This window comes from Variovorax ureilyticus (assembly GCF_037889935.1).
Lineage (GTDB): Bacteria > Pseudomonadota > Gammaproteobacteria > Burkholderiales > Burkholderiaceae_C > Variovorax > Variovorax ureilyticus.
In genome coordinates, this window is sequence record NZ_JBBKZU010000003.1 from 504,480 (window position 1) to 528,674 (window position 24,195).

Annotated in this window: 24 protein-coding genes and 1 tRNA gene; 14 read left to right on the forward strand and 11 right to left on the reverse strand. The window is 64.5% G+C overall.

Annotated features, from left to right (window positions below):
* Positions 1-22: 22 nt before the first annotated feature.
* From WKW77_RS09895 to WKW77_RS09930, 8 genes are all read right to left on the reverse strand, one after another.
* Positions 23-1,210, reverse strand: coding sequence for a dihydrodipicolinate synthase family protein (locus WKW77_RS09895; protein WP_340356666.1), 1,188 nt, complete (start codon positions 1,208-1,210; stop codon positions 23-25).
* Positions 1,211-1,221: 11 nt separating this feature from the next.
* Positions 1,222-2,385: a Gfo/Idh/MocA family protein gene (locus tag WKW77_RS09900; protein WP_340356667.1), complete on the reverse strand. Its 1,164-nt coding sequence runs from the start codon at positions 2,383-2,385 to the stop codon at positions 1,222-1,224.
* 13 nt (positions 2,386-2,398) lie between these two features.
* Positions 2,399-3,373: a tripartite tricarboxylate transporter substrate binding protein gene (locus WKW77_RS09905; RefSeq protein WP_340356668.1), complete on the reverse strand. Its 975-nt coding sequence runs from the start codon at positions 3,371-3,373 to the stop codon at positions 2,399-2,401.
* A 42-nt stretch (positions 3,374-3,415) separates the two neighbouring features.
* Positions 3,416-4,858: an enolase C-terminal domain-like protein gene (locus WKW77_RS09910; protein ID WP_340356669.1), complete on the reverse strand. Its 1,443-nt coding sequence runs from the start codon at positions 4,856-4,858 to the stop codon at positions 3,416-3,418.
* A gap of 10 nt (positions 4,859-4,868) precedes the next feature.
* On the reverse strand, positions 4,869-5,651 hold the full coding sequence (locus WKW77_RS09915) for an ABC transporter ATP-binding protein (RefSeq protein WP_340356670.1): 783 nt from the start codon (positions 5,649-5,651) through the stop codon (positions 4,869-4,871).
* A gap of 126 nt (positions 5,652-5,777) precedes the next feature.
* Positions 5,778-6,779, reverse strand: a complete 1,002-nt coding sequence (locus tag WKW77_RS09920; protein WP_340356671.1) for an ABC transporter substrate-binding protein — start codon at positions 6,777-6,779, stop codon at positions 5,778-5,780.
* A 43-nt stretch (positions 6,780-6,822) separates the two neighbouring features.
* The gene (locus tag WKW77_RS09925; RefSeq protein WP_340356672.1) at positions 6,823-7,596 is read right to left on the reverse strand and encodes an ABC transporter permease; all 774 of its coding nucleotides are present in this window, start codon (positions 7,594-7,596) and stop codon (positions 6,823-6,825) included.
* Positions 7,597-7,739: 143 nt separating this feature from the next.
* Entirely contained in the window at positions 7,740-8,387 is a 648-nt protein-coding gene (locus tag WKW77_RS09930; RefSeq protein ID WP_340356673.1) for a TetR/AcrR family transcriptional regulator, read from the reverse strand.
* 102 nt (positions 8,388-8,489) lie between these two features.
* On the opposite strand from WKW77_RS09930, the gene WKW77_RS09935 reads away from it, so the two are divergent.
* Positions 8,490-10,205, forward strand: a complete 1,716-nt coding sequence (locus WKW77_RS09935) for a thiamine pyrophosphate-binding protein (RefSeq protein ID WP_340356674.1) — start codon at positions 8,490-8,492, stop codon at positions 10,203-10,205.
* 71 nt (positions 10,206-10,276) lie between these two features.
* Here the strand turns inward: WKW77_RS09935 and WKW77_RS09940 are convergent, their stop codons facing one another.
* Complete coding sequence (locus tag WKW77_RS09940; protein ID WP_309971673.1) at positions 10,277-10,699, reverse strand: SWIB/MDM2 domain-containing protein; 423 nt, start codon at positions 10,697-10,699, stop codon at positions 10,277-10,279.
* 184 nt (positions 10,700-10,883) lie between these two features.
* Positions 10,884-11,810 carry a DMT family transporter gene (locus WKW77_RS09945; RefSeq protein ID WP_340356675.1) on the reverse strand — a complete coding sequence of 309 codons (927 nt, stop codon included), beginning with the start codon at positions 11,808-11,810 and terminating at the stop codon, positions 10,884-10,886.
* Between the two features lie 34 nt (positions 11,811-11,844).
* Between WKW77_RS09945 and WKW77_RS09950 the strand changes: the two genes are divergently transcribed.
* Complete coding sequence (locus WKW77_RS09950; RefSeq protein WP_340356724.1) at positions 11,845-12,240, forward strand: gamma-glutamylcyclotransferase family protein; 396 nt, start codon at positions 11,845-11,847, stop codon at positions 12,238-12,240.
* A gap of 243 nt (positions 12,241-12,483) precedes the next feature.
* Positions 12,484-13,815 carry an isocitrate lyase gene (aceA, locus tag WKW77_RS09955; RefSeq protein WP_340356676.1) on the forward strand — a complete coding sequence of 444 codons (1,332 nt, stop codon included), beginning with the start codon at positions 12,484-12,486 and terminating at the stop codon, positions 13,813-13,815.
* A 72-nt stretch (positions 13,816-13,887) separates the two neighbouring features.
* On the opposite strand, the gene WKW77_RS09960 is transcribed toward aceA, so the two are convergent.
* A complete protein-coding gene (locus WKW77_RS09960; RefSeq protein WP_340356677.1) occupies positions 13,888-14,850 on the reverse strand; it encodes a GlxA family transcriptional regulator in 963 nt (320 codons plus the stop codon).
* A gap of 112 nt (positions 14,851-14,962) precedes the next feature.
* On the opposite strand from WKW77_RS09960, the gene WKW77_RS09965 reads away from it, so the two are divergent.
* The 11 genes from WKW77_RS09965 to WKW77_RS10015 all read left to right on the forward strand — a co-directional run bounded on the left by WKW77_RS09965 (position 14,963) and on the right by WKW77_RS10015 (position 24,193).
* Positions 14,963-15,274 (forward strand): putative quinol monooxygenase, encoded by a 312-nt coding sequence (locus WKW77_RS09965; protein WP_340356678.1) that lies wholly within the window; start codon positions 14,963-14,965, stop codon positions 15,272-15,274.
* Positions 15,275-15,489: 215 nt separating this feature from the next.
* Positions 15,490-17,397, forward strand: a complete 1,908-nt coding sequence (thrS, locus tag WKW77_RS09970; protein ID WP_340356679.1) for a threonine--tRNA ligase — start codon at positions 15,490-15,492, stop codon at positions 17,395-17,397.
* A gap of 99 nt (positions 17,398-17,496) precedes the next feature.
* On the forward strand, positions 17,497-18,105 hold the full coding sequence (infC, locus tag WKW77_RS09975; RefSeq protein ID WP_340356725.1) for a translation initiation factor IF-3: 609 nt from the start codon (positions 17,497-17,499) through the stop codon (positions 18,103-18,105).
* A gap of 145 nt (positions 18,106-18,250) precedes the next feature.
* On the forward strand, positions 18,251-18,454 hold the full coding sequence (gene rpmI, locus WKW77_RS09980) for a 50S ribosomal protein L35 (protein WP_028253491.1): 204 nt from the start codon (positions 18,251-18,253) through the stop codon (positions 18,452-18,454).
* Between the two features lie 24 nt (positions 18,455-18,478).
* Positions 18,479-18,838: a 50S ribosomal protein L20 gene (rplT, locus tag WKW77_RS09985; RefSeq protein WP_088957598.1), complete on the forward strand. Its 360-nt coding sequence runs from the start codon at positions 18,479-18,481 to the stop codon at positions 18,836-18,838.
* A gap of 131 nt (positions 18,839-18,969) precedes the next feature.
* On the forward strand, positions 18,970-20,046 hold the full coding sequence (gene pheS / locus WKW77_RS09990; RefSeq protein ID WP_340356680.1) for a phenylalanine--tRNA ligase subunit alpha: 1,077 nt from the start codon (positions 18,970-18,972) through the stop codon (positions 20,044-20,046).
* A gap of 158 nt (positions 20,047-20,204) precedes the next feature.
* The gene (gene pheT / locus WKW77_RS09995; RefSeq protein ID WP_340356681.1) at positions 20,205-22,643 is read left to right on the forward strand and encodes a phenylalanine--tRNA ligase subunit beta; all 2,439 of its coding nucleotides are present in this window, start codon (positions 20,205-20,207) and stop codon (positions 22,641-22,643) included.
* A complete protein-coding gene (locus WKW77_RS10000; RefSeq protein ID WP_340356682.1) occupies positions 22,640-23,011 on the forward strand; it encodes an integration host factor subunit alpha in 372 nt (123 codons plus the stop codon). The genes pheT and WKW77_RS10000 overlap by 4 nt, the downstream gene beginning before the upstream one ends.
* A 66-nt stretch (positions 23,012-23,077) precedes the next feature.
* The gene (locus WKW77_RS10005; RefSeq protein WP_340356683.1) at positions 23,078-23,545 is read left to right on the forward strand and encodes a MerR family transcriptional regulator; all 468 of its coding nucleotides are present in this window, start codon (positions 23,078-23,080) and stop codon (positions 23,543-23,545) included.
* Positions 23,546-23,571: 26 nt separating this feature from the next.
* Positions 23,572-23,648: transfer RNA gene (locus tag WKW77_RS10010), tRNA-Pro, on the forward strand.
* Between the two features lie 92 nt (positions 23,649-23,740).
* Positions 23,741-24,193: a hypothetical protein gene (locus tag WKW77_RS10015; RefSeq protein WP_340356684.1), complete on the forward strand. Its 453-nt coding sequence runs from the start codon at positions 23,741-23,743 to the stop codon at positions 24,191-24,193.
* Positions 24,194-24,195: the final 2 nt, after the last annotated feature.

Consider the following 24,195-nt stretch of genomic DNA (forward strand, 5'->3'; position numbering starts at 1 on the left):
ATGAGCGTGGGGGTTCATGGATTCAGCCTTCGACGCCGTGCAGCGCGAGTAGCGTCTTCATGCGCTTGACTGCGAGTTCGGGCTGCTCCAGCAGGTTCGCCGCATCCGCAAGCCGGAAGAGTTCCGCCAGATGCGCCAGCGAGCGCGTGCTCTGCTGGCCGCCCACCATCGTGAAATGGCTCTGGTGGCCGTTGAGCCAGGCCATGAACACCACGCCGGTCTTGTAGAAGCGCGTCGGCGCCACAAAGATGTGGCGCGACAGCGGCACCGTCGGTCCGAGGATCGCGTGGAACTTGTCGAGATGGCCGGCAGCCAGTTCGCCCAGCGCCGCGCTCGCGGCTGGCGCGATCGCGTCGAAGATGCCGAGCAGCGCATCGCTCTTGCCGTGCGTCGGCTCGCTACCGTGGCCGTCGCCCGCGATCAGTTCGGCGTAGTTGAAGTCGTCGCCGGTGTACATGCGCACGCCGGGAGGCAGGCGACGGCGCATCGCGATTTCCTTGTCCTTGTCGAGCAGCGATATCTTGATGCCGTCCACCTTGTGCGGATGCGCGCCGATGATGCCGAGCGCGGTGTTCATCGCGCGGTCGATGTCGGAGGTGCCCCAGTAGCCGGCGAGCGCGGGGTCGAACATGTCGCCGAGCCAATGCAGGATCACCGGCTGCTTCGCCTGGCTCAGGATGCGGTCGTACACGCGCTCGTAGTCTGCGGGGCCCTTGGCGACGCGGGCGAGCGCGCGACTGGCCATCACGATGAGCTTGCCGCCGAGCGCCTCGATCGCGGCCATCTGTTCTTCGTAGCCTCGGATCACGTCATCGACGCTCTTCACCTTGTCGATGTCCAGATGGTCGGTGCCGCAACCGGATGCGACCAGCGCGCCGGGCACATCCCTCGCGGCATCGAGCGAGCGGCGGATGAGTTCGAGCGAGGTCGGCCAGTCCAGGCCCATGCCGCGCTGTGCGGTGTCCATCGCCTCGGCCACGCCGAGGCCGAGCGACCACAGGCGGCGGCGGTAGGCGATGGTGGCGTCCCAGTCGACTGCGCATTGCAGCCATGGATCGATCGGGGCCCGGGGGTCGGAGACCACGTGCGCGGCCGAATAGGCGATGCGGTCGAACTTGACGCCGGCTGGCGGCTTGACCGGCGTGCTGCCCTCGAGCGCGTAAGGCACGAGCGTGCCGGCTGTGGTGGGGAGAGTGAGCGAGAGGGGCATGGCGTGCCTTGTCAGATATTGAGTTCGGGCACGTCGATCCAGCGACGGTCCTGCCAACTTTCGAGCGCGGCCTCGACAAGCTGCACGCCCTTGGCGCCTTCAGGCAGCGTCCACTTGTACGGTGCGTTCTCGACCACGTGGCGGATGAAGTGCTCCCACTGGATCTTGAAGCCGTTGTCGTAGACCTGCGAGTCCGGTATCTCCTGCCACTGGTCGAAGAAGTTCATCGTCTGCTTCTCGTCCGGGTTCCAGACCGGGCGCGGCGTGGCGACCCGCGATTGCGCGCGGCACGAGGACAGGCCGGCGACCGCCGATCCATCGGTGCCGTCCACGTGGAAGGTCACGAGGTCGTCGCGGCGCACGCGCGTGACCCAGCTCATGTTGATCTGCGCGATCACCGGCTCGCCGTTGTGGCCGGTGAGTTCGCAGGTCGCGTAGGCGGCGTCGTCGGCGGTGGCTTCATAGGGCTGGCCGGCCTCGTCCCAGCGGCGCGGGATGTGCGTGGTGCCGAGGCACGAGACCGACTTCACCTCGCCGAACAGGTTGTCCAGCACATAGCGCCAGTGGCACATCATGTCCAGGATCATTCCGCCGCCGTCTTCCTTGCGGTAGTTCCACGAGGGGCGCTGGATGGGCTGCAGGTCGCCCTCGAAGACCCAATAGCCGAACTCGAGCCGCACCGAGAGCATGCGTCCGAAGAAGCCCGCGCGGCGCAGCATGTCGAGTTTGCGCAGGCCGGGCAGGAAGAGTTTGTCCTGCACCGCGCCATGCTTGAGACCCGAGCCTTGCGCGAGCCGGGCGATCTCGACAGCCTCGTTGAGGTTCGTGGCGATCGGCTTTTCGCAGTAGACGTGTTTGCCGGCGCGGATGGCCTTGGCGAGCAGCTGCGGGCGCATCTGCGTGGTGCCGGCGTCGAAGAAGATGGTGTCGTCCCTGTTCTCCAATGCGAGGTCGAGATCGGTGCCCCAGCGCGCGATGCCGTGTGCCTTGGCGAGCGCCTCGATCTTCTCGGCGTTGCGGCCGATCAGGATCGGATCGGGCATGACCTTGTCACCGGTGGAAAGCGTCACGCCGCCTTGCGCGCGGATCGCGCAGATCGAGCGGATCAGGTGCTGATTCATGCCCATGCGTCCGGTGACGCCGTGCATGATGATTCCGAGTCGTTGTTGTGCCATGGTCTTCTCTCCTTCAAGGGGCAGGCGAAAGGCCGGCGGCCTTCACCAGGGTTGCGTTGGTGGCGATCTCGTCTTTGATGTAGGCGTCGAACTGTTCGGGCTTGAGCGTCCAGGCGTCCGCGCCGAGCTTCAGGAAGCGTTCCTTGACCTCGGGCGTCGCGAGCGCCTTGGCCACCTCGTCGTGCAGGCGGTTGACGATCTCGCGCGGCGTTTTCGCCGGGGCCATCATTCCGATCCAGAAGTTGAACTCCGAGCCCGGCACGCCGGCTTCCGCGGTGGTGGGCACATCCGGCAGCGCCGCGGCGCGCTTGGGCGATCCCACTGCGAGTGCGAGCAGCTGGCCTTCCCGGATTTGGCCGATGACCGGTGCGATGGGGGAGAAGTAGTAGTCGACGCGGCCGGCGAGCACTTCGGTCACCGCATCTGCCGAGCCCTTGAACGGGATGTTGGTGGCGTCGATCTTCGCGGCGAGCTTGAACTTCTCCGCGTTCAGGTGCGTGGCGCTGCCCTGACCTGCGGAGGCGAAGTTGATGGTGCCCGGCTTGGCTCTGGCGGCGGCGACAAGCTCCTTGAGCGTCTTCATGTTCTTCGACGGCGAGATCACCAGCGCATTCGGCAGCGTCGAGATGGGCGTGATGCCGGTGAAGTCGTGGACCGTGTCGAAGGGCAGCTTGGCGAAGGTCGATGGGCTGACCGTGTGCGACGACGAGTGGATCATGATCGTGTAGCCGTCGGGTGCGGCCGCTGCCACCGCCTGCTGGCCGATGGTGCCGCTCGCGCCGCCGCGGTTGTCGATGACCACCGGCTGGCCCATGCTGGCGCTCATCTTGTCGGTGATCGCGCGGGCGATGATGTCGGTGGTGCTGCCGGCCGCGAAGGGCACGATCACGCGGATCGGCCTGGTCGGATAAGTCGCTTCGGCGGATGCGCCGAAGGTCGCCGTGAGTGCAATACAGGCCAGGAGGCCGGCGCGGCGGTCGAGTTTCATGAATGTCTCCTTTTTCTCGGTCTTGGAAGAAGCGGGCTGGGTCTAGACCAGTGAGGGCGCTTGCCGCAGCGGCAGCAGGCTCGCGAAGTCAGGATCGGCGCCGTGCGCGAAGCCGGGCCGATCGAGCGATCCGGTCTCGATGCTGCCGTTGCGAATCGCCAGGCGGGGCCGTCCGCCGCTGGTTTCGTAGAGATCGGGATGCGCCTCGGCGAAGGCTTGCTGCTCGCCGCCGGGTGCGTCGCCGAAGCCGTCGACGTAGTGATGGCCATTGCGCTCACAGTGCGTGAGGCCCAGCAGTGCGGCGAGCGCCAGGTCCTGCTGCACGGCGAGGCCGGCCTGGCAAGTCAGGTCTTCGGCCGACATGAAACAGCGATCCGCATGGTGGCTGGGTACGAGGTTCCACTGGTCGCAACGCGCGCGATTGATGACGGCCTTGTAGATGCCCTTGCAGCTCTTGCTCGACACGCCGCGCCAGCCGTGAGCGCGGCCCACCGGAAAGGCGTCCAGCGTGCCGTCGGCCTCGTCGAGCAGAAGCGGGGCGGGCGGTTGGAGCTTCCCCAATGCCGGGTCCATGCTGGCGTCGCGCGGAAGCGGTTGTTCAAGATAGAGCAAGGCGCCCGGTCGCGCGGCAAGCCGCGGCAACGCGCGCAGGCTCTCGCAGAGAGCCTTCAACGCATTCAGATCGGCGTACTGCTCGTTCCCATCGAGGGTGAAGCGGAAGCCCGGCGCGACCGCATCGAGCGTGGCGAGAACTGCGTCGAGCCGCGCGAGATCGGCTGCCGGGTTGCCGCCGAGCTTGATCTTGAAGAAGCGATGGCCGTAGCGGCGTACCACGGCCGACAGACTGACCGGCAGGCCCCCAGCGTCTTCGGTGTCGCCTTCGAGCGCGTCGAGCATGCCGACGGTGTGCCTCGCCTGCAGGTCGGGGGACGGGTTCAATGTCGAGAGCCATGCATCCCAGTCCCAACCCGCGAGATCGGATGCCAGCGGTGTATCGGAAAGACCGACCAGATTCCCGGCAAACGCGGCGTGCATCGGAATATGAAGACTGCGGCATAGCGCATCGATCACTGCGCGATCGACCACGGCTTGGCCGAAGGAGGCTGACAGCGCGGTCGCGCCCGACGCCTTGCCGTGCTTCATCAGCGCGTCGTAGTTCCGCGCGAAGAGTTCGAAGGCCGTCGCCGGAACGCCTTGGGTGTAGGCGGCAGATGCCGACTCGAGTGCGTGCTGAAGGTCGCGCACGTTGTCGGCCGCGCTGCGATCCGCCCGCTTGTCGAACCAGCGCGGCACCATCAACTCGGCGGCCCAGCCTTGCGTGGTGCCCTGCGCTGCGCAGTCCACCACGGCACGAACGAAGACCTGCGGGCATCGCGTCAGTGTGGACGCACCGAACTTGAACGGCAGGCGCAGCGACATCGCGCGTACACCGAATTCGACGGCGAGCACGCGCAGGCGGGGTGCGGAGGACGAGGCAGCACTCACGGCGAACAGCTCAGTGGGCGTCGAGGTGACCTTGGGCGAAGAAGTGCGCGCGCAAGGTGCGGGCGTACTCGGCAAAGCGCTCGGTGCCCATCACGTCGAGCGGGCGCGGGCGCGGCAGGTCGATGTCGTAGATCGCGGCGATCGATCCCGGGCGCTCGCTCATGACGATCACGCGGTCGGACAGGAAGATTGCCTCGGGGATGCTGTGCGTGATCAGCAGCACGGTCTTCTTCGACGCCGACCAGATGCGCTGCAGTTCGAGGTTCATCTTCTCGCGCGTCATCGCATCGAGCGCGCCGAAGGGCTCGTCCATGAGCAGTACCGAAGGGTCGTGCAGCAGGGCGCGGCAGATCGACGCGCGCTGCTGCATGCCGCCGGAAAGCTGCCAGGGGTATTTCTTCTCGAAGCCGGTGAGTCCGGCCATCTTCATCAGCTCATGGGCGCGCTGGCGCGCGGCTTCCCTGGGCAGGTGGCGGATCTCGGCCTGCAGGAGGATGTTGTCTTCCACGCTGCGCCAGGCGAGCAGGACCGCGCTTTGAAAAACGATGCCCACGTCCTTCTGCGGCCCCTTGATTGGATGGCCCGCGAGGCTCAGTGTGCCTCCGCTGATCGGCAGCAGGCCGGCCACCATCTTGAGCAGCGTGCTCTTGCCGCAGCCGGAGGGGCCGACCACGGACACGAACTCGCCCTCGCGAATCGAGAAGTCGAGCGGCTTCAGCGATTCGACCGGACCATCCTTGCTTTGATAGATCTTCGAGACGCCGCGCGCTTCGATCAGGACATCAGTGGACATGCGTGGAGAGGAGGCATTAGGAACGGAGCCAGGGCACCCGCGGAACCGGCTCGACCGGGCCGCCGGGTGCGCCCCGGAGAAGGGGTGGCGCGGCGACACGCAGTGCGCGCAGCCTGGGAGAACTCGTCAGGGCAGGAAGTCCAGCGTCACGTAGTCTTCAGGCTTGCCGCGAGTGGAGGCGTCCATGCCACCGTACTGCACCAGCAGGTCCAGCGAGTCGTTGACGTTCTTCATCGCCACCCGGAACGGCCGCTGGTTGGCCGTTTCCTTGGTGTGATAGAGCGCGATGCTCTGCTTCATGCCGACGATGAGCGTGTCGCGCACGCCGGCCTTGGGATTGGCCTTGAGCATCGCGTCGACGGCGGCTTCCGGCTCCTTCTCGGCCGCTTCGGCAGAGCGGGTGGCCGCGCGCATGAAGCGCTTCACGAGGTCGGGGTTCTCGGTCAGCAGGTTCTTGTTGGCGATGATCCCGGAGCTGATCTGGTTGACGCCCGAGTCTGCGAAGCGGATCGGCGTCACCGGCTTGCCGGTCGCATCCTGCAGCTTGATCGCCTGGTCCATCACGTAGCCCAGCAGCAGGTCGGCCTGGCCGTTGGCCACGGCATTGAGCTTGGTCTGTGCATCGCCCGAGATGACCTTCACCTGGTCGGCAGCGATGTTGTTGGCCTTCAGGAAGACCGGCCACATCTGCGACATCGAGTCGCCCGGCGTGGTCGCGACTGTCTTGCCGATGACGTCCTTCGGCGTCTTGATGCCCTTCTCGGTGAAGCCCATGACCGACATCGGGCTGACCTGGAACAGCACGCCGGTGGACTTCAGCGGGGCACCCTTGGCGGCGGCCTTGATCATGGTCGTGACGTCGATGTAGCCGAAGGTGGCCGACTTGGCCGCCACGGCCTGCGCGGTCACCGCGGAGCCGCGGCCTTCCTGGATGTCGAGGTCGATGCCTTCTTCCGCGAAGTAGCCGCGCTCCTTGCCGAGGAAGAACGGCGCGTGCTCGCTGTAGAGGTACCAGTTGAGCATCAGCGTGACCTTGTCCGTCGGCTTGTTCTGCGCCTGGGCGGGTGTCACCGCGAGTGCTACCGCGGCGGCCGCGCCGGCGAGGAGCGTCGTGAGCATCTTCTTCATGGTTGTCTCCTGGAAGAGTGGTTGGCAACGGAAATCACTGGTGTCATTGGGTATGGCGCTGCGAGGCATGCCACGGGATCATCAGCCGCTCGACGAGATCGACGGCGACGAAGAGCAGCACGCCGATGGTCGAGAGCACGACCAGCGCCGCGAACATCAGCGGAAGATCGAAGTTGCCGTTGGCGACCTGCAGCACGTAGCCGATGCCGGAGTTGGAGCCGACGAATTCGCCGACCACCGCGCCGACCACCGCAAGGGTCACCGAGACCTTCAGGCCGCTGAAGATCGCCGGCAAGGCCTGCGGCAGGCTGATCTTGAAGAAGGTCTGCAGCCGCGTCGCGCCCATGGAGCGTGCGAGGTCGTGCATGTCGGGCTCGACCGACTTGAAGCCCATCACCGTCGAGACCACCACCGGGAAAAAGCCCAGCAGAAAGGCCGAGATCACCTTGGGAAAGATGCCGAAGCCGAACCACACGACGAAGAGCGGCGCGATCGCCACCTTGGGGATGCTCTGCGAGAACACCAGCAGCGGGTAGACGTAGGACTCGACCACCCGCGAGTACGCGATCACCATCGCGATCGGGATGCCGATCACGATCGTGAGGCCGAAGCCGCCAAGCGTGGCGAGCGTCGTCTTCCAGCTTTCGGCGATGAGGCGCGGCCATTCGGCGATCAGCTGGTGCACGACCTGCATCGGCGGCGGAATGAGGTAGGGCGGGATCTTGAAGACGCGGATGACGATGTCCCACAGCACCAGCAGCATCAGGATCAGCAGGAAGGGCCTCAGCGCGGGTGAAAGCAGCAGGTTGCGGAGCATCGACGAGAACAGGTGGGTTGAGCCGTGAAGCCGGTGGCGTTCGCGGTCGAGCCGCGCGCTTCAATTCACCAGAAAGTGAATTAAACGATTCTAGAAACCCGTCCTCGACGCAGTCAACGACCGCCGCCTAGGAGATACCCGTATCAGCGCAGGACGTAGCCGAGCACCAGATCGGTCATGTGCGAGAGACGCTGCGCCATGGCCTTGGGTGTGCGCAGATTGCGGCCGAAGATGGTCGACAACGTGTCGTTGTTCGAGAGGTAGAAGTAGCACAGCGAGGCGATCGAGATGTAGAGCTGCACCGGATCGATCCCGTCGCGAAAGAGGTTGCTGCGCCGGCCGCGCTCGAGTACGTCGTCGAGCAGCTTGATGAGCGGCGAGTTCATCTCCTGGATGCGCTCGGAGCGCTTCAGGTGCACCGCGCGGTGCAGGTTCTCGCTGTTGAGCAGCGTGATGAACTCGGGATGCTCGAGGTAGTAGTGCCAGGTGAAGGAGACCAGCCGGCGGACTGCCTCGACCGGCTCCACGTCCTCCAGGTGCAGGCGCTGCTCGGCCTGGCGGATGTCGGCGTAGGTGCCTTCGAGCACCGCGAGGAAGAGGTCGTCCTTGCTGCCGAAGTAGTAGTAGATCAGCCGCTTGTTGAGGCCGGCGCGCTCGGCGATGCTGTCCATGCGCGCGCCCGCGAGTCCGCGTTGCGAGAACTCGTCGCGTGCCGAGGCGAGGATGGCGAGCTGGGATCGGTCGGCATCGCGCGAACGCGGTTCGGCCGGCGCGGGAGAGCGGGATTTCATGCGGCGAATTTAACCAGATGGTGAATTAAGGCAAGCGGGCAAGCAGGGAGAGGCACGCCGATAATTCGCGCACCCCATTTGAAGCAGAGAGGCGCATCGCACATGAGCTCACCACAACCCGCCGGGCACCTGATTGTCGAGTGCCTGATCGAACAGGGGGTCGAGCTGGCCTTCGGCGTTCCGGGCGAGAGCTTCCTCGCGGTGCTCGACGGCTTTCATCGATACGGCGAGCGCATCCGCTTCATCGTGAATCGTCAGGAGGGCGGCGCCGCGTTCATGGCGGAAGCGCACGGCAAGCTCACCGGCCGGCCGGGGGTGTGCTTCGTCACCCGCGGGCCGGGCGCCACCAATGCATCGATCGGCGTGCACAACGCGTTCCAGGATTCGACGCCGATGGTGCTGTTCGTCGGCGATGTCGGCAGCGACTTCCGCGACCGGGAGGCGTTCCAGGAGGTCGACTACGGCAGCTTCTTCGGCCCCAGCACCAAGGGATTCGCCAAGCGCGTGGAGCGCATCGACGATGCCGACCGGATTCCGGAATACATCGCGCGGGCGTTCGCGACCGCGATGAACGGGCGTCCGGGGCCGGTCGTCCTGGTGCTGCCGGAGGACATGCTCCGCAGCACCACCGCGTCGCGTCCGCTGCGCCGTGTCGAGGCGGTCGAGCCGTGGAGTGACCCCGGCGCATTGCGTACGCTGCGCGAGCTGTTGCTCAAGTCGCAGCGTCCGCTCGTGATCGCGGGTGGCGGTGGATGGACCCAGCAGGCTGCACAGGCACTGCAGCGTTTCGCCGAGAACTGGAAGCTGCCGGTGGCGAATGCGTTCCGTTTCCAGGACACCTTCGACAACCACCATCCTCTGTATGCGGGCGATGTCGGCATCGCGATCAACCCGAAGCTCGCGGAGCGGGTGCGGCAAAGCGATCTCATTCTCGCGATCGGTCCCCGGCTCGGCGAGATGACGACCAGCGGCTACACGCTGCTGGAGGCCCCGAAGCCGAAGCAGACGCTGGTGCACATCCATGCCAGCGCCGAAGAGCTCAACCGCGTCTACCAGGCCGACCTCGCGATCAACGCCGGCATGAGCGCGGCGGCGCGCAGCCTCGAAGTTCTGAGCGCGCCGACAGACCTGCCCTGGGAGGCGTGGACTGCGTCCGCGCATGCCGACTACGTCGCAAATCTCGAGCCGCAGCCTCTTGCCGGCCTGCCGCCCGAGGCGCCGCGCGGCGCAGTGGACATGGTGGCCGTGGTTGCTCTTCTGCAGAAGCATCTCCCGGCGGATGCGGCGATCACCAACGGGGCGGGCAACTTCGCGAGCTGGGTGCATCGCTATTTCCGCTATCACGGCCTCGCGAAGGGGGCCAAGACCCAGCTGGCGCCGACCAGCGGCGCGATGGGCTACGGGGTGCCGGCGGGCATCGCCGCGAACCTGGCGACGGGGCGCGTCGCCTTCACGATCGCCGGCGACGGGGACTTCCTCATGACCGGACAGGAACTCGCCACGGCTTCGCAGCATGGCGGCAAGAGCATCATCGTGCTGCTCAACAACGGCATGTACGGCACCATCCGCATGCACCAGGAGCGCGAATACCCGACGAAGGTGAGCGGGACCGAGTTGCGCAACCCGGACTTCTGCGCGCTCGCGAGGGCTTACGGCTACGCGGCTGAGCGGGTCACCGAGACGGCGCAGTTCGAAGGCGCGCTGCAGCGCGCACTGGCCGCCGATACGGGCACGCTGATCGAGATTCCGCTCGACCCCGAGGTCATCACCACCCGCGGCACCTTGAGTGCCATCAGGAAGGCTGCACAGGCGCGATAACGCCTTTCGAGCGGACGAAAAAAAGCCGGCGGATGCCGGCTTTTTTTATGGAGCGTGCAAGACGCCCGGGCTTACTTGACGTGCTTGCCGATCAGGGAAGCCAGTTCGAACATCGACACTTGCGGCTTGCCGAAGATTTCCTTCAGCTTGGCGTCGGCGTTGATGTTGCGCTTGTTGGCCTTGTCTTGAAGGTTGTTCTTCTTGATGTAGTCCCACAGCTTGCTCACCACTGCGGTGCGCGGCAGAGGCGTCGAGCCGACCACGGCGGCGAGCGCCGGGCTGGGGGTCAGTGCCTTCATGAACGCAGCGTTGGGAGTGCGCTTCTTGGCGGGTGCTGCCTTCTTCGCAGGAGCCTTCTTGGCCGGAGCGGCCTTCTTGGCGGGTGCTGCCTTCTTCGCAGGAGCCGCCTTCTTCGCAGGCGCCGCGGCCTTCTTGGCCGGAGCCGCCTTCTTTGCCGGCGCTTTCTTGGCCGGAGCCTTCTTTGCAGTTGCCATGGTTGATTTCCTTTTTTGGTTGGACGCTTTCACCAATGAGAGTGTGTCTCTTCACCGGCATTGCGGATGCTAAAGGAGAAGAAACGCGTTTCCAAGGGAAAAAGGGGTTTTTTCATTGGGAGTTGTTGTTTTTTCAGAGGGAAGAAGCACAGCGTTTTCCCTTGGAGGCACTCTGAGAGCGCCTTCAGGCGCGTCGAGCAGGCCACGTCGCGAGCACGACGCCGAGCAACGCGAGTGCAAACGCGAGCACTTGCGGCGATGAAAGACGCTCGCCGAGCACCACGACACCGACGAGCGCAGCACTCACCGGCAGCATCACGGTGAACACGCCGGCCTGCGATGCAGGCACGCCCTTGAGGCCGGTCATCCAGAGCCACACGGTCCAGATGCTCGCTGCGAGCGCATACACCAGGAGGAGTGCCCAGAGGCCGATCGGCACCGCGCCGAAGTCGAAGCGCAGCGCAAACCAGATGCCGAAGGGCGTGGACAGAACGAAGCCCCAGAGGTTGATGAGCGACGAGATCCGCTTGGGCCCGAGGCGTCCCGTGAGCGACTTGCCGATCACGGCATACGACGCTTCGCACACCACGGCCGCGAAGACGAGCAGATTGCCCAGCCACGACAGGTGGCCGGGCGACGTGCCGGCGCCGTGCGTCGCGGCCTGTGCGGGCGCGAGCGCAAGCAGCCCGATGCCTGACGCTGCGCATGCGATCGCGAGCCCGACGCGCACGGTGATGCGTTCGCGAAGAAAGAGCCAACTGCCGATCGCCACCACCGCCGGAATCGACGCCATGATCACGCCGGCCGACACCGCGCTCGTCAGGCTGACGCCGAAGAGCATGCAGATCGAGAACATGAAGTTGCCGAGGAAGGACTCGAGGAAGACGAGTCCTCTCGTGTGGCCCGTCATCGGCGGCTCGCCGTCGGGGCGCCGAAGCCAGTGCGGCATCGCGAGCGCCGCAATGCCGAAGCGCAGCCACGCGAGCAGCAGCACCGGAAAGGCGGCGACCAATGGCTTGGAGAGGGCAACGTAGCTGCCGACGAGCGACATGCTCAGCGCGAGGCAGCCATAGGCGACGAGTCGGCGAGGCGCCGGAAGTGCGGTGTTCAATAGAGTGCCAACCGAAGCGAGGAGTACTTGGATGATGCCGCAACCCGACCCCACAGCCCGTCACGTGTTCGTCTACGGAACGTTGCGCAGCGGCGGCAGCAACGACATCTCGCGCTTCTCACCGATTCCGCAGCGCGTGGGGGATGGCGAGATCGCGGGCACGCTCTTCGACCTGGGCGCATACCCTGGCGCGGTGCTCGGTGGAGAAGGGCGCATCAAAGGCGAGGTCTACCGGATCGCGCCCGGGCTCGAAGTTCAGCTCGATGTGCTCGAGGAGGTGAAGCCCGATGGCTCCGGCGAATACGTCCGTCGGGAACTCGTGGTGGAGGTCGCCGGCCGATCGATCGCCTGTCTCGTGTACGAGATCCATCCGTCGCGCATTGCCGGCAGATCCGTCATCGCGAGCGGCGACTGGATGGCTCGGGATTGAGGTCCAGGATCGCTTTTCACGCAGTAAAAGCCGTTGCGTGATGTGAAAAAGACATGTGCTGCGCCGCAATAATTTTTCTCAATACAAGAAAAATAATTTCGTATTGAGAAAAATGATTGTAAGTTGTTGATTTTGTTAGACGAAAAATAACTCTTCTATAAGACATAAGAGTCTCACATCCGACGTACAGTAAGCGCCAAGGACGCGAAGCGACCGACCCTTTCAACAACTCTCGGAGTGACCATGCCTCAGACCCTCACCGAACAACTCAGCCGCGAACAACAGATCGCCGCTCTCGAAAAAGACTGGGCCACCAACCCCCGCTGGAAGGGCGTGAAGCGCGGCTACAGCGCTGCTGATGTGGTGCGTCTGCGCGGCTCGCTGCCGATCGAGCACACTCTGGCCCGCCGCGGTGCCGAGAAGCTGTGGGAGAAGATCAACGGCGACGCCAAGAAGGGCTACGTGAACGCCTTCGGCGCCATCAGCGCCGGTCAGGCGATGCAGCAGGCCAAGGCTGGCCTCGAGGCCGTGTACCTGTCGGGCTGGCAGGTCGCCGCCGACGGCAACACCTCCGAGACCATGTACCCCGACCAGTCGCTCTATGCCTACGACTCGGTGCCGACGATGGTCCGCCGCATCAACAACACCTTCAAGCGCGCCGACGAAATCCAGTGGGGCCGCGGCGTCAATCCGGGCGACAAGGAATTCATCGACTACTTCCTGCCGATCGTGGCGGATGCCGAAGCCGGCTTCGGCGGCGTGCTCAACGCCTTCGAGCTGATGAAGAACATGATCGCCGCAGGCGCTGCGGGCGTGCACTTCGAAGACCAGCTGGCTGCGGTCAAGAAGTGCGGCCACATGGGCGGCAAGGTGCTGGTGCCGACGCAGGAGGCTTGCGAGAAGCTGATCTCCGCGCGCTTCGCGGCCGACGTGATGGGCGTTTCGACCATCGTGCTGGCCCGTACCGATGCCGAAGCCGCGAACCTGATCACGTCCGATCATGACGCGAACGACAAGCCCTTCCTCACCGGCGAGCGCACGCAGGAAGGCTTCTACCGCGTCAAGAACGGCCTCGAACAGGCCATCAGCCGCGGCGTCGCCTACGCTCCCTATGCGGACCTCGTGTGGTGCGAAACCGGCGTGCCGGACATCGGCTTTGCCCGCGAGTTCGCGCAGGCCGTGCACGCAGCCTGCCCGGGCAAGCTGCTCTCCTACAACTGCTCGCCGTCGTTCAACTGGAAGAAGAACCTCGACGACAAGCAGATCGCTTCGTTCCAGGAGGACCTCTCCGCGCTGGGCTACAAGTTCCAGTTCATCACGCTCGCGGGCATCCACATCAACTGGTTCAACACCTTCCAGTTCGCGCATGCCTATGCCAACGGCGAAGGCATGAAGCACTACGTGAACATGGTGCAGGAACCCGAGTTCGCTGCGCGCGACAAGGGCTACACCTTCGTGTCGCACCAGCAGGAAGTCGGCGCGGGCTACTTCGACGACGTGACCACGGTCATCCAGGGCGGCTCGTCCAGCGTCAAGGCGCTGACCGGTTCGACCGAAGAAGAGCAGTTCCACTGATCGCCATCTTCTGTCATTGAAACGAAGTCCCCGCGCGAGCAATCCGCGGGGATTTTTTTCGTGGGCCGGCGGCTATTCGACCTTGCGCAGGTCTCGCACGCCGCGCCCGAGCCGTTGGCGCAGCAGGGTCCTCAGCGTCACGCCCTCGGCGTAGCCGACGAGGCTGGCGATCTGCTCCAGGCTCTTGTCGCTCGTCTTCAGAAGATGCACAGCACGCTCGACGCGCAGATCCTGGAAGTAGGAAAGAGGCGTCTTCCCGAGGACCTGCTGCATGCGGCGCGCGAGGGTGCGCTTGCTGGTTCCGGCTGCCGAGGCTGCTTCGTCGAGCGAAAAGCCATCGGCGAGCCGCCCGCGGGCCCAGTGCTCGAACCGCTCGACGGTCGGATCGGAATGGCTGAGGTGATCGGTGATGACGTAGGCGGACTGAGACGGCCGGGAATCGACGATCAGGTACCGCGCCACCAGCGTCGCGAGTTCGGGGCTCGCCTGGCGCACGAGGAACAGCGCCATGTCGACATGGCTCAGCGCCGCCCCTGCGGTCACGAAGGGGCCGGAACTGACGAGCATGCGCGACTCGTCGAGCCGGACGGCGGGGTAGCGCTGGCGGAACAGCGACGAGAGCCACCATGTCGTCGTCGCCCGCTGCTCATCGAGCAGGCCGGATTCGGCCAGGACGAAGGTGCCGATGCAGGCCGCGGCGATCTTCGTGCCCGACGCTGCCTGCTCGCGCAGGAGGTTTGCCGCATCGGCGATGTCCTTACGGCGCAGTGCCGTCTGCAGGCCATCGGGCATCTTTTCTCCGATCGCCGGAATGACGGTCCAGTCCGGATTGCCGCACTCGACGGCATGTTTCACCGGAACGCGGAGGCCCTGGGCGGTGTGGACCTTCTTTCGGACCCCGGTCGCGCAGACCTCGAAGCGCGCGACGTCCAGGCCCAGCATGGCTGCCAACTCGTTCGCCGTGGTGAAGACGTCGAGCGTCGTGGCAAGCCCGGTATCGAAGACGCAGTCCAGCGCGAGTACATGAATCTTCATGGCAATAACGATAGCAAAGACGTCAAAAATGCCAATAGGCCGATCCCCGGGGCAGGCCTAGAGTGCATTCCGGTCGCCGCAATTCCGCGCCACCGCATCCCAAGGAGAAAGCATGATCAAGTACGCACTGTTCGCCCGCCTCGAAGCCAAGCCCGGCAAGGAAGCCGAAGTCCAGCAGTTCCTCGAAGCGGGCCTTGCCATGGCGCGCGACGAGAAGACCACGCCCATCTGGTTCGCCCTGCGACTCTCTCCGACCACCTTCGGCGTGTTCGACGCCTTCGAGGACGAAGCCGGCCGTCAGGCGCATCTGGATGGCCAGATTGCCAAGGCGCTGATGGCGAAGGCGCCCGATCTGTTTGCCAAGCCGCCGTCGATCGAGCCGATCGAGGTGCTGGGCCTCAAGAACGCCGCGGCGGCATCCTGAGCCGCTCCCGGATAGAATCGCGAGTTCCATCTCAGCAGCAACAAGAGCGAGAAAGGCACCTTGGTTATGACACCGCGAACTAAGCCGCAAGGTTTCAGCGGTCTTTTCCCTGAAGGAGAAGGCCGGTAGGCCGCGCGTGCCGGACTCCGGTACATCAACCCAAGCAAAGCGCGGTCCTGTACCGCGCTTTTTTGTTTTTCCGCCCGAGGTTTTCAATGATCCAGATCACGCTTCCCGACAACTCCCGCCGTGAGTTCCCAGGCCCGGTTTCCGTGGCCGATGTTGCCAAGTCCATCGGCCCCGGCCTGGCGAAGATGACGGTCGCTGGCAAGGTCGACGGCCGGCTGGTCGATGCCAGCGACGTGATCGAGCGCGACGCCAAGCTGCAGATCATCACGCCCAAGGACGAAGAGGGGCTCGAGATCATTCGCCACTCGACGGCCCACCTCGTCGGCCACGCGGTGAAGCAGCTCTATCCGACGGCGAAGATGGTGATCGGCCCGGTGATCGAGGAAGGCTTCTACTACGACATCGCCTTCGAGCGCCCCTTCACGCCCGAGGACATGGAAGCGATCGAGAAGCGCATGCGCGAGCTGATCGCGCAGGACTACGACGTCATCAAGAAGATGACGCCGCGCGACGAAGTCATCTCGGTGTTCAAGTCGCGCGGAGAGGACTACAAGCTGCGCCTCGTCGAGGACATGCCCGACGAAAAGGCGATGGGCCTGTACTACCACCAGGAGTACGTCGACATGTGCCGCGGCCCGCACGTGCCGAACACGCGCTTCCTCAAGGTCTTCAAGCTGACGAAGCTGGCCGGTGCGTACTGGCGCGGCGATGCGAAGAACGAGCAGCTCCAGCGCATCTACGGCACGGCCTGGGCCGACAAGAAGCAGCTCGACGACTACATCAAGCGGATCGAGGAGGCCGAGAAGCGCGACCACCGTCGGCTCGGCAAGGAGCTGGACCTGTTCCACATCGATGAAGTCGCGCCCGGCGTCGTTTTCTGGCATCCGAAGGGCTGGGCCGTCTGGCAGCAGGTCGAGCAGTACATGCGGCAGGTTTACAAGGACACGGGCTACCAGGAAGTCAAGGGCCCGCAGATCCTCGACAAGAGCCTGTGGGAGAAGACGGGCCACTGGCAGAACTACCGCGAGAACATGTTCGTCACGGAATCGGAAAAGCGCGACTACGCGCTCAAGCCGATGAACTGCCCGGGTCATGTGCTGATCTTCAAGTCCGACCTGCGCAGCTACCGGGACCTGCCGCTGCGCTACGGCGAGTTCGGCCAGTGCCATCGCAACGAGCCGAGTGGTGCGCTGCACGGCATCATGCGTGTGCGCGGGTTCACGCAGGACGACGGTCACATCTTCTGCACGGAGGACCAGATCCTCGAGGAATGCGTGGCCTACACGGCGCAGCTCCAGAAGGTCTATGCCGACTTCGGCTTCACGGACATCCTCTACAAGGTGGCGACACGGCCCGACAACCGGGTCGGCTCCGACGAGCTGTGGGACAAGGCGGAGCACGCGGTGATGGAAGCGCTGCGCCGCTCGGGCGTCGAGTTCGTGATCGCGCCCGGAGACGGCGCCTTCTACGGCCCGAAGATCGAGTACACGCTGAAGGACGCGATCGGCCGCCAGTGGCAGTGCGGCACGATGCAGGTCGACTTCAACACGGCCGAACGACTCGGCGGCGAGTTCGTGAACGAGACGAGCGGCCGCTCGCATCCGGTCATGCTGCACCGCGCGATCGTGGGCAGCCTCGAGCGCTTCATCGGCATGTTGATCGAGCATCACGCGGGCGCGATGCCCGCTTGGCTCGCCCCGGTGCAGGTCGCGGTGCTCAATATCAGCGAAGGACAGGCCGACTACGCATCTCAAGTTGCGAAAACGCTGCAAAATCAAGGGCTTAGAGTTTTGCTCGATCTGCACAACGAGAAGATTACGTATAAAATACGGAAGCATTCGTTGCAAAAGCTTCCCTACATCCTCGTCGTGGGCGACAAGGAGAAGGAAGCAGGAGCCGTCGCAGTGCGCGCCCGGGGCAATCTTGATCTCGGTGCCATGTCGGTCGAAGCGTTCTCGCAAAAGGTCGCTCACGACATCCAACACAAGCTTTGAATTTGACCAAATTCAAGGGCCGATTTTTCGATCAACCCGGCTTGTGAGCGCGAACGCTTCGGTACCCGCTACGGTTTTGTAGCAAATTGTTTGAAGGATCTGACCATCGCTACTGCATTTCGCGACCGCCGCCACCGCGAGGAACGCCAACACCGCCTGAACCGGGAAATCATGGCCCCGGAAGTCCGCCTGATCGGGCCGGATAACGAGCAATTGGGAGTTGTGAGCCTTGCCGAGGCGTTGCGCTTGGCCGGCGAGCAGGACGTGGATCTGGTGGAGGTCGTCGCCGCGGCCAATCCGCCCGTCTGCCGACTGATCGAGTACGGCAAGTTCAAGTACCACGAGCAGAAGAAGGCGGCCGAAGCGAAATCGAAGCAGAAGGTCATCGAAGTCAAGGAAGTCAAGTTCCGTCCCGGTACGGACGAAGGCGACTACAACATCAAGATGCGCAACATCCGGCGCTTTCTTGAGGATGGCGACAAGTGCAAGATCACGCTCCGTTTCCGCGGCCGCGAGATCACGCACCAGGAACTCGGCCTGGCGCTGTTGCAGCGTATCCGTGACGAACTCGGCGACTCGATCATCGTGGAGCAGTTCCCGAAGCTCGAAGGCCGGCAGATGATCATGATGATCGCGCCGGGCCGCAGGAAGGCCGGTGGTGCCGCCAAGCCCGCCGCAGAGCCGTCGGCCGCGCCGGCAGCGGCGTAAGGCTTCGGCCGTAGAGGTTATTGAAGGGATTTCGCTACTGCCGGCACTCCGGTGCGGGCAGGGCGGGATGAAGAAGTGTCTCGGGGCCAACAAGTCCGTGGAGTATCCGCGGCGCCTCACGAGCACAAACTAAAGGAGCATTCACATGCCCAAAATGAAGACCAAGAGCAGCGCGAAAAAGCGTTTCCGCGTTCGTCCCGGTGGCACCGTCAAGCGCGGTCAAGCCTTCAAGCGTCACATCCTGACCAAGAAGACCACCAAGAACAAGCGTCACCTGCGTGGTGCAACGGCAGTGCACGAGACCAACATGGTTTCGATGGCCGCCATGTTGCCCGGTAGTGGCATCTAACCCAGACGAACAAGGAGTACACACATGCCTCGCGTCAAACGTGGTGTAACGGCTCGCGCCCGCCACAAGAAGGTTCTCGCACTCGCCAAGGGTTTCCGCGGTCGCCGCGGCAATGTCTTCCGCATCGCCAAGCAGGCGGTGATGAAGGCAGGCCAATACGCCTACCGTGACCGCCGCAACAAGAAGCGCGTGTTCCGCCAACTGTGGATTGCGCGTATCAATGCCGCTTCGCGTGAACTGGGCCTGACCTACAGCCAGTTCGCCAACGGCATCCGCAAGGCCGGTATCGAGATCGACCGCAAGGTCCTCGCCGATATCGCCGTGCACGACAAGGCCGCTTTTGCCGGCATCGTGGAGCAGGTCAAGGCCAAGCTGGCTGCTTGATTCCGCAAGCAGGGTGCCGTTTCGCGACGGTGGCCTGCGCCCACGGCACAAGGGCTGGCGCTTGAAAGGGCACCAGCCCTTTTTTCATCGCGCCCCAGCCCGATTTTTCCTTTGACCTCGAAATATTTCCCATGAACGAGTTGGACTCCCTGGTCGAAACCGCACGTGCAGCCTTTGCCGAGGCGAAGGCGCCCGCCGAACTCGAGAATGCCAAGGCGCAGTTTCTCGGCAAGTCGGGCCGCGTCACCGAGTTGATGAAGGGCATGGCTGCCCTGAGCGTCGACGAGAAGAAGACCCGTGGTGCCGCGATCAACGTCGCCAAGCAGGCCATCGAGGCCGCCCTTACCGAGCGTCGCCAGCAACTCGCCGATGAGGAACTGGCTGTGCAACTGCGCGCCGAGGCGCTCGACGTCACGCTGCCGGGCCGGCGCCGGGTCGCAGGCGGTCTGCATCCGGTGAGCCGCACGATGGAGCGCATCGAGGCGATCTTCTCGAGCATGGGCTTCGACGTTGCCGACGGCCCCGAGATCGAAAGCGACTGGCACAGCTTCACCTCGCTCAACAATCCGCCCAACCACCCGGCGAGGTCGATGCAAGACACCTTCTATGTCGACATCAACGGCGAGGACGGCATTCCCTACAACCTGCGCCCGCACACCAGCCCGATGCAGGTGCGGTATGCGCACCAGCACATCAAGAAGTACGCCGCGCAGTTCGAGGCTGCGGCGGCCGACAGAACCGGCACGGTGAAGGCGCCCGAGATACGCGTGATCGCGCCGGGGCGTACCTACCGCGTCGACAGCGACGCGACGCACTCGCCGATGTTCCATCAGTGCGAAGGCCTGTGGCTCGGCGAGAACGTGAGCTTCAAGGATCTGAAGGTCGTCTTCACCGACTTCTGCCGCACCTTCTTCGAGACCGACGACCTGGTGCTGCGCTTCCGCCCCAGCTTCTTCCCGTTCACCGAGCCGAGCGCCGAGATCGACATCCAGTTCCAGAGCGGTCCGCTGGCCGGTCGCTGGCTCGAAGTGGCCGGTTCGGGCCAGGTGCACCCGAACGTGGTGCGCAACATGGGCCTCGATCCGGAGCGCTACATCGGCTTCGCCTTCGGCATGGGCCCGGACCGGCTCACCATGCTGCGTTATGGCGTGAATGACCTTCGCCTCTTCTTCGACGGCGACCTCCGCTTCCTGAGCCAATTCCAGTGATGAAGCCCACCCCCGTTGCTCGCTCACTTCGTGTAGCCGCCTCCTCTCTCGAGGGGGCGGCACCGGCGGCCCGGCAGAGCCGGTTCCACGGTGCCTTCCGCATCGGCCGCGCCAGTCTCGCGGGCCACGGGCGCTAAGATTTTTTTTGGATCATTGAGATGCAATTCCCCGAGTCCTGGTTGCGCGAGTTCTGCAACCCGCCGCTCAGCAGCGCCGAACTGGCCGAAACGCTCACGATGGGCGGTTTCGAGGTCGAAGAGCGCCGGCCGGTGGCGCCGCCCTTCACGAAAGTCGTGGTCGGCGAGATCAAGGAAGCCGTTCAGCACCCCAATGCCGATCGCCTGCGCGTGTGCCAGGTGGACGCAGGGCAGGGTGCGCTGCTGAACATCGTTTGTGGAGCGCCGAACGCGCGCGCTGGCATCAAGGTGCCGCTGGCACTGGTCGGCGCCGAACTGCCGCCGGGCGAGGATGGCAAGCCGTTTGCGATCACGCTTGGCAAGCTGAGGGGCGTCGAGAGCCAGGGCATGCTGTGCTCCGCGCGCGAACTCAAGCTGAGCGACGACCACGGCGGCCTGCTCGAACTGGCCGCCGATGCACCGATCGGCGCCGATGTGCGCGAAGTGCTGAAGCTCGACGATTCGCTGCTCACGCTCAAGCTCACGCCCAATCTGGCCCACGGCCTCAGCGTCTACGGCATCGCGCGCGAGCTGGCCGCGCTGACGGGCGCGCCGCTCAAGACGCCGGCAGTCACGCCCGTGGCGGCGATCGCATCGGCCAGATTGCCGGTCAAGGTCGAGGCGCCCGAGCTGTGCGGCCGCTTCTCCGGTCGCGTCGTACGGGGTGTCGACACCCGGGTCGCCACGCCGCCATGGATGGTCGACCGGCTGGCCCGCTGCGGGCAGCGCAGTGTCTCGCCGCTGGTGGACATCTCGAACTACGTGATGTTCGAGTACGGCCAGCCGTCGCACATCTTCGATCTGGACAAGATCCACGGCGGCCTCGTCGTGCGCTGGGGCAGGCCCGGCGAGCAGCTCAAGCTCTTGAACGGCAACACGGTCACCGTCGATGAAAAGGTCGGCGTCATTGCCGACGACCGCGAGGTCGAGTCGCTCGCCGGCATCATGGGCGGCGATGCGACGGCGGTTTCCGACCACACGCGCAATATCTACATCGAGGCTGCCTTCTGGTGGCCGGAGAGCGTGCAGGGCCGCTCGCGGCGCTTCAACTTCACGACGGATGCGGGCCATCGCTTCGAACGCGGCGTCGATCCAAGCCGTACCGTGGCGATCATCGAGCGCATCACGCAACTGGTCGTCGAGATCTGCGGCGGCGAAGCGGGGCCGATCGACGACCAGACCCTGCGCCTGCCGGAGGCCAAGCCCGTCACCTTGCGCGTCGAACGCGCCGCGCGCGTCATCGGCATGCCGCTCACGCAGGCGCAGTGCGCCGACGCCCTGCGCCGCCTTGCGCTGCCGGTGGAGGAAGGCAAGGGTACGCTGGCGGTCACGCCGCCGCCGCATCGTTTCGATCTGGTGATCGAAGAGGACCTGATCGAAGAAGTGGCCCGCCTCGTGGGCTACAACAACTTGCCGACGACGCCGCCGCTGGCGCCAATCACGGCGCGCATTCGCCCCGAAGCGCGGCGCAGCCGCTCGGCGGTTCGTCATGGTCTGGCCGCCCAGGGCTTTCAGGAAACGATCAACTTCAGCTTCGTCGACGCGCATTGGGAGCACGATCTCGCCGGCAACGCCGATCCGATCAAGCTGCTGAATCCGATCGCCAGCCAGATGAGCGTGATGCGTTCTTCGCTGATCGGCTCGCTGCTGCAGGTGCTCAAGTTCAACGTCGACCGCCGGGCCGCGCGTGCCCGCGTCTTCGAAATCGGACGGGTCTTCCTGCGCGACGACACCGTCAAGACGACCGACAGCACCGTCCAGGGCATCCATCAGCCGATGCGCGTCGCAGGCCTGGCCTGGGGCGATGCCGAAGAGGCGCGCTGGGAAGGCAAGGGACGCCGCACGGACTTCTTCGACGTGAAAGGCGACGTCGAGGCGTTGCTGGCGCCGCGCATCGCGACTTTCGAGCCGGTGGAGCACCCTGCGTTGCATCCGGGTCGCGCGGCCCGCGTCCTGCTGGACGGTCGTCCGATCGGGGTGGTCGGTGAGCTGCATCCGCGCTGGCGGCAGAAGTGGGACTTTGCCCACGCGCCCGTGGTGTTCGAACTCGACCTCGATGCGGTTGTCGCACGGCCAGTGCCTGTCGCTCAGCCGGTGGCGAAGCACCAGGCGGTGGAACGCGACATCGCGGTCGTCGTCGCGGAATCGGTCACGCACGATGCCCTCATGGGGGCGATCCGTGAAGTCGCGGACCGCAGCCTGTTGCGCGAACTGTCGCTCTTCGACATCTACCGGCCGGCCGTTGCTCGGGATGGCAGCGCCGTCGCGGCGGGGGGTCTGGCGCCGGGTGAAAAGAGCATGGCCGTGCGGCTCAGCTTCAACAGCGATGCGGCGACGCTCACCGACGAACAGGTCGAGGCGGCCGTGCATTCGATCATTGCTCAACTCGGCGCCAGACTCGGCGCGCGTCTGCGGGTATGAACGCCATGGAATTCACGCTTGAAGCCCTAGAAACGCCCGCACTGACCAAGGCGCACCTGGCCGACCTCCTGTTCGAGCAGATCGGCCTGAACAAGCGCGAATCCAAGGACATGGTCGAGGCGTTCTTCGACCTGATTGCCGCAAGCCTGATCGAAGGCACGGACGTCAAGATCTCGGGCTTCGGAAACTTCCAGATTCGGGTGAAGGCGCCTCGTCCGGGGCGCAATCCGCGCACGGGGGAAGCCATCCCGATCGGCGAGCGCCGCGTCGCGACCTTCCATGCGAGCGCCAAGCTCAAGGAACAAATCCATGGGAGCATTGCCGAAGAGGCCCCGCAAGAGGTCGAATGGAGCCTCGGCGCGGAGTAGGTTTCTTGTTTTGGCACGCGGAGGTGGAGTAACCTCTGAGGTTTCGCTCGCACTGTCTTGATTTCAATGGAGAAAGCCCTCCCGCCGATTCCCGTCAAACGCTACTTCACGATCGGTGAGGTCGGGGAACTGTGCGGCGTCAAGCCGCATGTGCTGCGCTACTGGGAGCAGGAGTTCACGCAGCTGCGCCCGATGAAGCGGCGTGGCAATCGGCGCTACTACCAGCACCATGAGGTGCTGATGATCCGTCGTATCCGTGACCTGTTGTATGACCAGGGCTTCACCATCAGTGGTGCGCGGAACAAGTTGCAGGAAATGGTCCAGTCGGAGCGCGAGCGCCGCAAGGCCGGCAACGATGTTCCCTTCGAAGGCATGGAGGCGGTCGAGATCGATCAGGAGGAGTTCGATGCCGCCAAGCAGGAGGACGACAGCGCTGCCTCGCAGCAGCCGGCTCGTACGGTCGACTTGTCGCAGTTGCTCCACCTTCGCCGCGAGCTCAACGAAATTCGTGAGCTGCTGACTCCGAGTCACTGAATTCACACGGCTATAATCTATGGCTTCGGTGTGTGGCGCAGCCTGGTAGCGCACTTGCATGGGGTGCAAGGGGTCGAAGGTTCGAATCCTTTCACACCGACCAGTATTGACGGGGGTTAGCAGGTAAGTATCTGCTAACCCCTTTGTCATTTCGGGGCTCGGCGTCCTAGCGGCGTCCTAAGAATAACTGAGGATATGCACGACATCCCTGAGGCCGAAGCCAGAGCGCTCTTGGCAAACGTGTTGTTTGCCCACGACTGTCCGGACTGGAGCGTGTGGAAGGTTCAGCCAGGAACGTCGCAGATAGACATGGGGCTTGTCGACGCTGCCGGCATCGGCGCCCGCATGCAGGTCAGCCTGAAGTTCCATCGCGGACCCAAGACCAACCTGACTCACTATCTCTTCACGGTCTATCGGCAAGAACCTCAGGGGCTGCAGCGGGTCTACCAGTTGGAAGTCAGGCAGTGGCCGAAACCGGTCAAGAGCGAGCACATGCGGCCGCACGAGCACTGGGGCGACAAGCGCATCCAGGGCGAGCAATCGTGGGCGTCATGGTCCTACGAACAGGTCCTTGCCTATTTTTGCGAGCAGACGAGAATTAAGTTCGAACCGGTTCCGGGGCATCCCGAAGCCTTCTCCCTAAAGTAATC